This window comes from Pelotalea chapellei, assembly GCF_018531195.1.
In the GTDB taxonomy this organism is placed as follows: domain Bacteria; phylum Desulfobacterota; class Desulfuromonadia; order Geobacterales; family Pseudopelobacteraceae; genus Pelotalea; species Pelotalea chapellei.
This window is the reverse complement of record NZ_JAHDYS010000011.1, coordinates 1-12,982: the sequence shown is the minus strand read 5'-3', so window position 1 is coordinate 12,982 and position 12,982 is coordinate 1. Positions and strand designations below refer to the sequence as shown.

11 protein-coding genes and 1 tRNA gene are annotated in these 12,982 nt (G+C 47.4%); all 12 read left to right on the top strand.

Annotated features, from left to right (window positions below; all coding sequences use genetic code 11):
* Positions 1-33 precede the first annotated feature (33 nt).
* The 12 genes from ccsB (at position 34) to KJB30_RS12175 (ending at position 12,693) form a co-directional block, all read left to right on the top strand.
* Positions 34-891, top strand: coding sequence for a c-type cytochrome biogenesis protein CcsB (ccsB, locus tag KJB30_RS12230; RefSeq protein WP_214299679.1), 858 nt, complete (start codon positions 34-36; stop codon positions 889-891).
* Between the two features lie 299 nt (positions 892-1,190).
* On the top strand, positions 1,191-2,192 hold the full coding sequence (locus KJB30_RS12225) for a cytochrome c3 family protein (RefSeq protein ID WP_214299677.1): 1,002 nt from the start codon (positions 1,191-1,193) through the stop codon (positions 2,190-2,192).
* 10 nt (positions 2,193-2,202) lie between these two features.
* Positions 2,203-3,192, top strand: coding sequence for a cytochrome c3 family protein (locus KJB30_RS12220; protein ID WP_214299675.1), 990 nt, complete (start codon positions 2,203-2,205; stop codon positions 3,190-3,192).
* 26 nt (positions 3,193-3,218) lie between these two features.
* On the top strand, positions 3,219-4,355 hold the full coding sequence (locus KJB30_RS12215) for an NHL repeat-containing protein (protein WP_214299673.1): 1,137 nt from the start codon (positions 3,219-3,221) through the stop codon (positions 4,353-4,355).
* A gap of 180 nt (positions 4,356-4,535) precedes the next feature.
* A complete protein-coding gene (locus tag KJB30_RS12210) occupies positions 4,536-5,228 on the top strand; it encodes a cytochrome c3 family protein (protein ID WP_214299671.1) in 693 nt (230 codons plus the stop codon).
* A gap of 81 nt (positions 5,229-5,309) precedes the next feature.
* Positions 5,310-6,383 carry a 6-bladed beta-propeller gene (locus KJB30_RS12205; protein WP_214299669.1) on the top strand — a complete coding sequence of 358 codons (1,074 nt, stop codon included), beginning with the start codon at positions 5,310-5,312 and terminating at the stop codon, positions 6,381-6,383.
* A gap of 217 nt (positions 6,384-6,600) precedes the next feature.
* Positions 6,601-8,865, top strand: coding sequence for a hypothetical protein (locus tag KJB30_RS12200; RefSeq protein ID WP_214299667.1), 2,265 nt, complete (start codon positions 6,601-6,603; stop codon positions 8,863-8,865).
* Positions 8,866-8,928: 63 nt separating this feature from the next.
* Positions 8,929-9,888, top strand: a complete 960-nt coding sequence (locus tag KJB30_RS12195; RefSeq protein WP_214299665.1) for a glycosyltransferase family 2 protein — start codon at positions 8,929-8,931, stop codon at positions 9,886-9,888.
* A 78-nt stretch (positions 9,889-9,966) separates the two neighbouring features.
* Entirely contained in the window at positions 9,967-10,350 is a 384-nt protein-coding gene (locus KJB30_RS12190) for a GxxExxY protein (RefSeq protein WP_214299663.1), read from the top strand.
* A gap of 65 nt (positions 10,351-10,415) precedes the next feature.
* Entirely contained in the window at positions 10,416-11,360 is a 945-nt protein-coding gene (locus KJB30_RS12185) for a glycosyltransferase family 2 protein (protein ID WP_214299661.1), read from the top strand.
* Positions 11,353-12,531 carry a glycosyltransferase family 4 protein gene (locus KJB30_RS12180; protein ID WP_246545664.1) on the top strand — a complete coding sequence of 393 codons (1,179 nt, stop codon included), beginning with the start codon at positions 11,353-11,355 and terminating at the stop codon, positions 12,529-12,531. Before KJB30_RS12185 ends, KJB30_RS12180 begins: the two co-directional genes overlap by 8 nt.
* 87 nt (positions 12,532-12,618) lie before the next feature.
* Positions 12,619-12,693 (top strand) — tRNA-Gly (locus KJB30_RS12175).
* Positions 12,694-12,982 lie beyond the last annotated feature (289 nt).

Genomic DNA, 12,982 nt, shown 5'->3' with positions numbered 1-12,982 from the left:
AGTCCGTCAGACTATAAAACGGAGGAACACTATATGACCAGTTCCATGTTATTCAATGCCACAACACTTGCTTATATGGCTTCCATGGTCGTTTTCTTCGGGTTTCTAGCCAGTAGGAACCAGAAAGTCGGACTTGCAGGAAGTTTGCTCGCCTATGCCGGTCTTTCAGTTCAAACCATTGCCATTGGTCTGCGCTGGAAAGAATCATATGACATGGGCGTTGGTCATGCTCCGCTATCAAATCTCTATGAATCAGTGGTCTTTTTTTCATGGACCATAATTCTGATCTACATGTTCATCGACCTTAAATACAAATATCGTATAGTTGGTGCCTTTGTCGTTCCCTTTGCTCTGCTTGGTATGGCGTGGGCTCAGCTGGGGTTGGCCAGCAACATTGAACCCCTGGTCCCGGCTCTGCAAAGCAACTGGCTATTGTACCATGTCATAACTTGCTTCCTCGGTTATGCAGCTTTTGCTGTGGCCTGTGGCGTTTCGATCATGTACCTTATCAAGGCCGCTCACGAAGAAAACAGCTCGTCCTCCGTCTCTGCCGGTGGCCTCATGTCCCTATTCCCCCCTACCAGGGTATTGGATGACCTCAACTACCGTGCGATCATGATCGGCTTTCCACTTCTTACCCTCGGCATCATTACCGGTGCAGCTTGGGCCAATTATGCCTGGGGCACCTATTGGAGTTGGGATCCAAAAGAAACCTGGTCCCTCATAGTCTGGTTCGTATATGCTGCATTTCTACATGCCCGTTTTACCAGGGGCTGGGTGGGTAAAAGAGCTGCCTGGCTCTCGATCATCGGTTTTGCTGCCACCATCTTCTGTTATCTGGGTGTCAACCTGTTTCTTTCCGGTCTGCACAGCTATGGTGGTGGGAAGTAATAGCAGCTCAGATCTCTCCCGGGTCTTTTGTTCAAACTATTAGAATCATGCTTGAATTCAAAATCTTCTAAAGCTTGGTGTTTAAAGTTCCGAAATAGTACCCAGCATTCTCCTTCATTTTGGTAGTATCCTGGTGACGAACCTTCATGGCAGGGAATAATAGAGACAGATAACCTACTTACCCTGGAATTATTTAGGCCCCCAAAGAAGCAGGACATCTCACGTTTCTTGTAAAGAGATGTCCTGCTTTCCTTGTATGTTCGTGGTGTTGTGTGATTGAAAAGGTTTACTGGATGGGTATGAAAAGATTTTTTCCAGGCATGATCATTGCCGGCTATCTACTTGTTCTCACTTTTGGGATGGGACGAACTGCTGGTGCCGCTGCTGTTTCCAGTTGTGGCTGTCATCCTACAAAAGCCGAAAAACAGTACACACACAAACCGGTCAGGCAGGGGGAGTGTGAATCATGTCATCGTCCATCCGGAGAAAAGCATCCCAAAGTAAAGAAAGGTGCTTTTGTTTTAACGGACAATGGCAAGGTGGGGCTTTGCAATGAGTGCCATGAGCGTAAAGATACCATGAAGTACGTGCATGGTCCTGTGGGATCGGGAGATTGTCTTGCCTGCCACGATGCTCATCAAAGTGAAAACAAATCCCAACTGAGAGAGCCGCCCGCACGCCTTTGTTTTATGTGCCATGAAAAAAAACAGTTTGACCGTAAGCATCCACACCCTCCCATTGCAGATGGCAACTGTACCGGATGTCATGATCCCCATGAATCCAATGTGAAGTACATGTTAAAAGGAGAGGGAGTCAACTTGTGCATCCTCTGCCATGACAAGGCGATGTTTAGCGGAAAATCGATTCATAAACCGGTGGGGCAGGGCGATTGCAATGCCTGCCATGCCACTCATGGCACTGAAAATCCACGTTTGCTGAGGAATTTTTATGCAGATGAGTTCTACATGCCGTTCAACAAGGGCAACTTTGCTCTTTGCTTTGGGTGCCACAACAACCAGTTGGCAGATGACAAGCTGACAGATGTCCAGACAGGTTTTAGAAACGGTCTGGAAAATATCCATTTCATCCACATCAACAAACTGGAAAAAGGAAGATCCTGCAAGGTGTGTCATGACCCGCATGCAGCTTCCCAGCAGCGCCTGATTTCAGCAAAGATTTCCGGATTTGGCAGGTGGAGGATACCCATACGTTATACAAAAACCGAAACAGGCGGCACCTGCGTTGTAGGCTGTCATAAACCCAAATCCTATGATCGAATCAATGCGGTAAACAATCCTTGAAGGAGAAATCATGATGAAGCGGTTGCCAATCCTGTTGTTGCTGGCTTTAAGCCTTACTGCCGCTTCTGTTCAGGCGGCTGTTGATTATATCTATCCGGCTGCCAATAGTTGGGTCAACCGTTCGGGGCACATGATCATCAAGTTCAATGAAAATGATCTTACCGGAGTAAGGGTGACGGTAAATGGAGTCGCCAGTGATTTGATCGAGGTGGGGTCCCCAGAATATAGAAAGTTGTTCAAGGATTTTTTTATCGCTCAGGCGATTTGGGATAGTGGTCCCAACAAATTACAAGTAGATCTGTTCCGCGGCGGTCAGAAGGTCGAGTCAAGCAGTACGAATATTTATTATGTAGCACAAAGTGGCGACCGGCAGGCTCCACCCGAATTTGCCAGTAATACCATGCATGTTCCGGAGCGGGAGCAGCAATGCGTTGCCTGTCATAATATGAATGCCACACCGGCTCAGATGAACAGTAATATTGCGAAGGACAATCCCTGTTTTCGCTGCCACAAAAAGCTGATTAACGTGAAGTACGTGCATGGGCCGGTTGGTACTTATTCGTGCGGTTACTGCCACAGCAGCAAGGGCACTCCAAAATATGCAGTTCCCAAGCGGGGGGCGGCACTGTGCTATGAATGTCATGCGGATATGGCGGCTCAGATGAAACAGCGCAAATTCGTGCACGGGCCGATTGAAGCCGGAATGTGCGAAGCCTGCCACGATTCCCACGGCAGCCAGAATGAATCGCAGCTTATCAAGCCGATAAATGAGCTGTGCCTTTCATGTCACGGTCATTTGCTTACTAAAATTCATGTTGTTAGGACCACCACAGGTGAGGGTCACCCCCTCAAAGGAAAGCCGGACCCTCTCAGGAAAGGAAGCGGCAAGGAAATGAGCTGTACATCGTGTCACAACCCCCACGGCGGTCAGGTGCGATATTTCTTCGTCGGAAACCCTGAAGATCGTTTGGCCTTGTGCCAATTGTGCCATAACAAGTAAACATTTTAATGGAAAAGGTGAGAAGAATGTCGAAGATAAAGCTGATAATCAAATGTCTGGTTCTGACTGCAACGGTTATATTTGCCGGCTGTGCTTCCGGTCCGCAGGTTAGAGAAAGGTATTTCTGGCCACCACCGCCAGATACTCCCCGTATAGAATGGTTGGGTGCCTTTAGTAATGAAGGAGATTTGAGGCAGGCCAGTCTGTTTGAAGCTGTTGTCGGTGAAACAATGCAAGCTGAGTTGGAAAGGCCTCTGAACATTGCCGCCGATGGTAATGGCAAAGTATATGTCAGCGACTTCAAGCAACAGTGCGTCTATGTCTTTGATATGAAACTGAGAAAATTGCATACACTGGCAGCTGAGAGAGCGTTGGGGATGTTCGAGCAACTTTCAGGTGTCGCTGTCGATGGTGACGGGAATGTGTATGTCGGCGACGCAAAGACAAGGAAAGTTATTGTCTTTGACCAGCAGGAGAAAGCTGTAGCAGCCATTGATTTGTCCAAAGAGTTGGCAAGTATTGCTTCCATGTCAATTGACAAACCGCGAAAACGCATGCTGGTTACTGATGTAAAAGGTCACCGGATTCTGGTATATGATCTGGCTGCCAAAACGGTCCTTTTTGTACTTGGTTCTCAGGAAACCGGCAAGGATGGTGCAGGAGATCTACATTTCAATTATCCGACCTCTGCCACGACCGATCAAGAGGGCAATATTCTGGTCTGTGATTCGATGAATGCGCGGATCGTTCGTTTTACTCCTCAAGGTAAATACCTTTCGGAGTTTGGTCAACGGGGTGATGCAGTTGGTGATTTTAATATTGCCAAGGGCGTAGCGGTTGATTCGGAAGGGCATATATATGTGACCGATGGCAAGGCTCATCGTGTCAATATCTTTAATGATAAAGGTGAAGTTCTGCTTGCCTTTGGTGGGGCATATTCGTTCAAGGGAGCTGGATATGATGTGCGGCCAGGTGGCTTCCTGCTGCCTAATGCCATCTATATAGACCAGAATGACACCATCTACATCGTTGATCAGATGAACAGCCGATTTCAGATGTATCAATATGTGACCGAGAAATATCTCAAGGAGCATCCAATCACTGAGCAGGCTCCAGCAGCCAAGCCGGTTGCTCCTTCACCAACCGGAACCAAGAACAAATAAGATTCTCAGTTATTTCACCATGTGTTTTAGCGAATCCCCAATAAAGCTTGACCCGCTGTTTTGCTAAGTGTTCGTTTTATATGGGTTGATATATTGGCACAAAAACTGCTCCACACAGATTATTAAGATTTAAAACCAGACCCCTTGATTCACATTTTTCAATCAAAAAAGGAGAACAAAATGAAAAAAGCAGTAGCATTACTCACCGTGGCATTTGTGGCAATGGCCTCCATGGCCGGAGCAGCAAGCATCAAAAACTCCAAGCATGACCTCAGCTCAGGTTCAGCATCAACATTCAAATCAGCCGGTGCAACAAATCAGATCTGTATTTTCTGCCACACGCCTCATAATCCGACACAACCTGTTCCGCTCTGGAACCGTACAAACCCTACATCAACCGGCTGGAGTATGTACAATAGCCCTACCATCAGTTCAACTGCCAAAGCCAAGCTGGCCCTCGGAAATTTTGATGCTGACAGTATTTCTCTGTTCTGCATGAGTTGCCATGATGGTGTGACCGCCATGGGAGCTTTCACCAATAAGGCCGGAGGAGCGCCGGAGGCGCTTGGTGCTATTGTTGCTACATCCAACGCGAATATAGGTGGTGGTGGTGGTGGAAAGACCCTCTCAAACGATCATCCTGTCGGGTTTGATTACAATACAGCCGCCACCGAAGATGCGACTGGCCTGAATACCAAAGCTGCTGCCAACGCCACTTTGGGTGGAAGCGCTTTCTTTGGTTTAGGCGGTAATAATCTCGAATGTGCCAGCTGCCACAAAGTCCATGATCCAGGTGCTGCCGGTTCAACCGCACCGTTCCTGCGTATCTCCAACTCGGGTAGTGGACTCTGTCTCGCATGCCATAACAAGTAAATAAAAGTCAGTTTCAGTACTCTGGGAGGCGGAGAAATCCGCCTCTTTTTTATTAACCAGTTTCTTTCGGTGTGTCAGCCTATGAAGTATCTCCGCCCTCTTGTATATGTCTTTAGTCTCTATGTGCTTTTCTCTACCCTTGGCTGTGCTTCTTCTGATTCTGCACTTCGTGAGCGCTACTTTTGGCCGCTCCCCCCAAATCCGGCCCGTATAGAGTGGATCACTGCCTACCATAGTCAGCTCGATCTGGAAAAAACCGCATTCCGTCGTCTTAAAGAAGCGGTGGTCGGAGAGGACAGCCCAATCGGCCTGATAAAGCCGACAGAGGCGCGCATAGATGATGTTCACAACAAACTGTATGTAGCGGACATCGAAGCTGCTGCGGTTTTTGTATTTGATATTGCGCAGTCGGAGTTTCGCATGCTTCCCCTGCATCAGGCGAAACTCTCCGGGCGAATAAAACCAGTTGGACTGGCTCTCGATCGTGAAATGAACCTTTTTGTTCTGGAGCCACATCAACGAAAGATCCTGGTTTTTGATCACTCGGAAAAATATGTAAGGACACTGGATGTTGCTGAAGTATGCAAACGTCCTATTGCTCTGACTATTGATAAGATACGCCAGCGTTTGTACGTATCAGATGCGGAACAAAGCAAAATCTTCGTATTGAATCTTGATGGTAGTCTAAATTACGTAATAGGCGGTCCCGGTGATTCCGCGGGGCAGCTTAATCGACCTGTGGGTATGGTTGTCAATTCCAGGGGAGAGCTGCTGGTGGCTGATGCATTCAATGCACGCATTCAGTTTTTTGATCCTAAGGGTAAATATCTGAAAAGCTTTGGTACGCGGGGAACCGGTGAGGGAGATTTTCAGCTGATAAAATCTGTTGCTGTTGACCCGGACGATAACATTTATGTTGCTGACGGTCGCGCAAACAGTATCAAAATCTTTAATCAGAGCGGAGATCTTTTGCTTGCTTTTGGCGGATACTACGCTGTTTCCAATTCCGGAAAGCTGGCGCCTGGTGGTTTCTCGCTGCCGATAAGCATCGACATTGACAAGAGCGGAAGAATGTTCATCGTTGATCAGCTTAATGCCAGGGTTCAGGTTTTTCAGTATCTTGTCCCTTCGACTGGCTCTGACCCGGTACGTTAAGTTAAATGGCTATTGCGATAGGGTTATAAGACTGGAAATTATTGCGTGCTAGTTGTGTGCCTGATAAGTGGCTGAAATAAAATGGTTTTGTCAGTATTTGAAGTTTGTTAATTGGGTTTGGTTCTTGCATTCATAGTATAGATTTTACTCCTCGTACTTTTCTGGCTCGATTTTTGGCGTTGCAGAGCATTTTTTTAAGGTTCAAATGACCTTTTTAATGTACGTAAAAACACAGCTGTTCGTTGTAGTTCTTTTGGGGCTCATGCTGATTCCGACGGATGCTTTGTGTCGACTTTCAGCCGAGGCGGAACTCAATTATGTGAACTACGATGTCAGGGATAACACTCAGCGACACCTCTCAGCTCACTCCCTCTCCCAGCGGTACTCCCTCCTTTATGAAAAAAACGGGAAAATCCTCGATGGCCGCTTCGGTCGATATGATATCGCGCTTGGTTACGAATGGGCCACATTTGATACAACAATAAAGTCAACCACTTCGGTGGAAACTCCTTCCGAAAGCAGAGGGCACCTGCTGTACAGTGGTGAAATTTATGTGGATCCGAAAGAGCTTCCCTTGAAATTGCATTTATTCAGCAGGGATCTGAGCCGGACGTATTTTGTCACTGATTCCTCACCGCTTCTTGGTACGTTCAGCTCCTCCTCCATTGCAGACCCTCAATTTGATGCCGGAAGCCAGATTTTCAGTGGCATTCAGGGTAATAACACCGTAGGTGCACAAACCATGTTGACCACAAGTATTATGAACGGTCAGCATATTGATAGTGGCGGTACCTTGATCATGGGGGTCAAGAATGGCATGACTAATGGCTATAATGAATTGCTGCGCCACTTCCCGATGTTGATGCTGGATTATCGTGACCAGGTTAACAAGGATCTTCATGCAGAATTTCCTGTGAATAATCGTCTTTCTCGTCTTGCTTTTGTCAGTCTTAATAAAAAGGAAAACTGGTTTCACTACCGCTACGTTACCTATAAAGATTATGTGAATGCTGATAATGATTATCGGGAAACCCAGATTCAGATTGGCACCGTTGATCAGGCTTTACAGCGTCGTTGGATCGACTTTACCAACTGGCTGCAGATATCTGCGGATGGACAGTTGACCAAGCGTGTTAGTCAACGCGGTAACGATGTTTCCGAAGAAATCAGCGTTAATCTATTTGGTTCCGCACGACGGGAAAAATGGGAAGCCCGCTCTTTCAATAATTTCACCAGGCTTAAAGAAAACAATAGTCTGATAACCTATAAAACTACCTTGCCCATATACGCCACAGGTATCCTGGGTCGAGACGCAAACTGGAGTGGATACGCTTCATTTAATGACAGCAGTACAAACAAGGGTGATCAGTTTACCACCATTAATACCAACTACAGAATCGATGCTTTTAAAAACTCATATTTTACACTTAATCATGGACTAGGGTTGGAACATGTGACTACTTCACGAAACACTGAAGCTAACATTGTTTCTGCCAGTGTGGGGACTACGAGCACCTCTCGTTTTTCACGGCAGATTGCTGTAGGCGCAAATTATAATATTCGCAGCTACTTTTACGATGTTTCCAGTACTTCGAGTAATTTCATTGATCAAGAGATTACCGCAAATGCCATGTATATTCCTTCCGATAAAATCCGTTTCAGTCTGGACCAGACCAATCGCTTTACTGGTGGCCGATCCCAGTACATTTCCAGTAATATCTCCGGCGCCGTAACTAGTACCCCACAATATTTTGATCCCAGAAATTATTCCACAAATAGCGGATCGAGTTACCAATCCATTTCGCGTTTCAGTGTTGCCTGGAATCCAAAACCACGACTTAACGCAATTCTATCTGTCTCAGAAGATATGTATATTCCATCAGGTGGTCCAAGCAGCACCATCACAAGAGTTGAGGGTGGTGTGAACTACACAAGTGGTAATCTGATGCTATCGAGTCGAAATACGTATGCTTCCGGGAATTCAGTGGTGGACTATTCTTCAAACAGTCTGAGTAGTGAGAACAGGATAAATTATATTTTTAATAGAAACTTTGATGGAAGGGCGGGGCTTACTTATTACAAAGCACTGGGTGGCGTAAATCCGATAGAAACTTTCAATGTGGAGCAGTCGCTGAATTATTACTATTATCGTACATCAGGCATTGCTCGCAGGCTTTTTGAGATAAATCAATCCTTTGTATCAACCGATCAGGCAGTATATAATGGCCCGGTAAATCTGACGCAGCGTAATAATTATTTTTCTCTTGGTGCCAAATATTATCCTCTGCGTCAAATGCTAGTGGCAGCAGGTACGCGATATAACTTTGTCAAAGATTTCGGGAGCTACACGCTCAGTTATTATGGCTCAATCGGCGCGCAGTTCAGGTTGCTTGAGGCCAGCTTTGATTACAGTTATGGCAAAAGCGTTACTGACGGCAGAATTGAAAAACGCTTTTCTGCTAACGTTAAAAAGAAATTCTAACCGAGAGTTACATTTTCGTTATGTATGTACCGGGGTAATGCCCGGTTTTTTTGTGTGATCACCATGCCAACTTTTTCCATTGTCATACCCGTAAAGCCTGGTGGAGCAATCACTGCCCTGGAATCATTGCGCCGCTTGAGCAGTTCCTGTCGCTTCGAAATTCTAGTGGCTGAGGGATGCAGGCCGAGTCAGCAACGTAATCTTGCTGTGCAGGAGGCGGCAGGAGAGATTGTTTTTTTCCTCGATGATGATTCCAGGGTAGCTGCCGATTGTCTTGGAATCATTGCCACAGTCATGACTGATCCTGCTGTCGGTGTGGTAGGAGGGCCTTCGTTGACGCCAGCAGGGGATTCTCTGCTACAGCGCCTCTTTGGGGGTGCCTTGGTCTCTTGTTTTGGGGCAGGAGGAATGCGGAATCGTTATCGGTCAGTCGGCCGCATTCGCGAGACCACAGAAAAGGAGCTGATCCTCTGCAATCTGGCAATGCGGCGGGAAGTTTTTACGGCTCTGAATGGATTTGACGAACGGCTGTACCCGAATGAGGAGAACGAACTGCTTGACAGGGTGGGTGCTCTCGGCCTGAAACTGATGCATGTTCCTGAGATGGCGGTAGAACGTAGTCAACGCACAAGCATCCGCCAGTTCGTCCGTCAGATGTTCTCATACGGCCGGGGGCGGGGGCAGCAGACGCTCATTTCCCGCTCTGTTTCACCGCTCAGCTTTGCACCTCTCGGATTACTGATCTACTTGATGTCTCTTCCTTTCGGAGTAGTATTTTCTCCATTCTGGTTGATCCCGCTGATCGCCTATCTTGTCCTTGACATACTCTTTTCCATATCAGCAGTTTTTTCGTCGCGTGAGCTATCCAAGATGTTGTTGCTGTTCATTTTTCCTCTGCTGCACATAAGCAACGGTTGTGGTCTGTTGTATGGACTCTGCAGGGGCAGGGGAGGCGGTGCGGAAGTGGCAGCCATGCCGGTTGTGGTGAGAAGAATCAAGACTTTTGAGCAGGATGTGTGGTAATTGAAAACATGTAATTGGCACACGAAGGCACGGAGGCACTAAGGAAAAGACAGATTGATTGGGGAAAAGGTGGTAAGGATGACGGAAAATGAAATCGGTAAAATCGTGGTTGATCGCGCTGTTAACCTGCATATTGAGCTTGGACCAGGGTTGTTCGAGACGGTATATGAAGTGGTGCTTGCGCATCTTCTGTGTGAAGCCGGCTTGAAGGTCGAACGCCAAGTACCAATTCCCATCAGGTTTCGTGGTATTGAATTCAATGAAGGGTTTCGGGCAGATATGGTGGTAGAAAACAAGGTAATAATTGAGCTTAAGTCGGTTGAAAGTGTTTGTAAGGCTCATAAAAAACAGGTTTTGACATATCTCAAATTAACGGACAAAAAACTTGGCTACCTGCTGAACTTTGGTGAAGAGTTAATGAAAGATGGGATATTTCGAGTACTGAATGGGCACGTCGAGTAAAAATAAATGGGTTAAAAATTCGTGGCTTAGTGTCTTCGTGTGAGATAAATGAATTGGAGTTGGATGTGGATTTCAGCATAGTAGTACCGATCTACAATGAGCAGGACAACGTTGAGGCGCTGTACAGGGCCATCACCAGCGCTTTGAGCGCTGCTGACTGGAACTATGAGATTATCATGGTTGACGATGGGTCCTCGGATGCCTCGTTTGTCAGGCTGCAGCAGCTGGCGGTTACGGATGAGCGGCTGAAAATCATCAGGCTGCGGCGGAATTTTGGTCAGACGGCGGCAATGTCAGCCGGATTCGACGCTGCTTCCGGTAAAGTCATTATCCCCATGGATGGAGACCTGCAGAACGATCCTGTCGATATTCCACGGCTGCTGAATAAGCTTGATGAGGGGTATGATGTGGTGTCCGGCTGGCGCAGTGACCGGAAAGATACATTCATAACTCGAAAAATTCCCTCCATATTGGCCAATGCGCTTATTTCTTCATTTACCGGCGTGCACCTTCATGATTACGGCTGCACACTGAAAGCTTATCGGCGTGAGGTGCTGGACGGCGTTAATCTGTACGGTGAGATGCATCGTTTTGTTCCCGCATTAGCTTCACAGGTGGGAGCCAGGGTAGCTGAACTTCCGGTAAAACATCATCAGCGCCTGCATGGCCAGAGCAAGTACGGTATTTCTCGCACCCTGCGGGTTATCCTGGACCTGATGACAGTCAAATTCCTGCTCTCCTATTCTACAAAGCCGATACAACTTTTCGGTAGATGGGGATTCTATACTCTCATGGCCGGCTGCGCCAGTGGTGCGGCTACGGTTTACATGAAAGTATTCGAGCATTACAGCATGAACCGCAACCCCCTTCTGATTCTGACTGCCTTTCTACTGTTCATGGGAATCCAGTTCATTGTGCTGGGCCTTCTTGGGGAGCTGAATGCCCGTACCTACTATGAGGCTCAAGGTAAACCGATCTATGTAGTCAGGGAGAAGATCAACCTTGGCTGACCGGCCAACCCGCATCCTTATGCTCGCCCCGACACCCTATTTTGCCGATCGCGGTTGCCATGTCAGGATATACGAAGAGGCGCGGGCATTAATTGAACTAGGGTGCCAGGTACACATTGTCACCTACCACATCGGCCGGGATATGTCCGGCATTCCCACTGTGCGTATCCCGCAGGTTTCCTGGTACCGTCGGTTGACTGCCGGGCCCTCCTGGCAGAAACCTCTTCTGGATCTGTTGTTGTTCTTCAAGGCTTTATCGGTTGCCCGTTCCTTCCAACCCCAGATCATTCATGCTCATCTCCATGAGGGTGCCTTTATCGGTATTCTGCTCAAAGCGATATTGCGTATTCCCTTAGTCATGGATTTTCAGGGGAGCTTGACTGTCGAATGCCGCGACCATGGTTTTTTCAAGCAAGGGTCGTCTCTTGAAAAGTTTTTCGCAGGCATCGAGCGAAAAATAAATGCAAGTGTAGATGCTCTTATCGCCAGCTCTTCAGCCGGGGCTGAGCTTCTTCTGCAGCAGTGGCAGGTTCCGCAGCAGAAGATAACTGCAGTAATCGACGGAGTTGATACGGATCATTTTCATCCATATCCCCGCGCTGAGGTCCGGCAGGCCTTTGATATTCCCGATACCTCGCCTCTCGTTGTCTATCTTGGAGTTCTCAATAGCTATCAAGGTTTGGATCTGCTTCTGTTGTCGATACAGATTCTTGTTGCTCAAGGATTCAATATACATTTTCTTCTGATGGGGTATCCGGAAGAGCTATATCGTAAAAAGGCTGCTGAATTGGGATTGCAGAAATATGTTACTTTTACCGGAAAAATAGATTATTCAGATGCTGCCCGCTATCTCAGCGCCGGAGATGTGGCGGTATCCCCAAAGCTTTCTCGTACAGAAGCTAATGGCAAGCTTTTCAATTATATGGCCTGTGGACTGCCCACCGTTGTGTTCGACACACCGGTCAACCGGGAAATACTCGGCGAGGCAGGAGTCTACGCTGCTTATGGGGATGCGGGGGATCTTGCCAGGCAGATAGCAGCACTACTGAATGACCCGGCACGACTTGACGAGCTGTCTCGTATCGGTCTGGAAAAATCCCGCAATCAGCATTCCTGGCGGGGACGCGCCGGCAGTATTATTAAGATATATGGAAACCTGCTGGAACAATGAGAGCTTTGATGATGGAAAGAATTTTTCCGTCGACACAAAAAAAGGTTGACACTCCTGTCTCGTTTTGGTAAATAACAAAGCTCCCAAGCGGGAATAACTCAGTGGTAGAGTGCAACCTTGCCAAGGTTGAAGTCGCGGGTTCGAATCCCGTTTCCCGCTCCAATTAGTGACTATAAGCCCTTGATTTTGACTGGAACCCTGACTAGGGGCCTGATCAGATTCAAGGGCTTTTTCGTTTAAAAGGTTGTTGAAAAACAGCCATCTCGCCGCCTTCCTCGAAAGCCACCTTGTGACTTCGGCCTGCGGCCTCACCCTTCGGGCGCCTTCGCGGTCCACTTTCACAAGTGAAAGTGTGCGGCGGATGTTGGATAACACCTTGTATGTTGGACTGACAGTAACTAGATTCTCTGTTCCAGGACATGGCAGTTTGATTACGCCTTGGGCTATAACC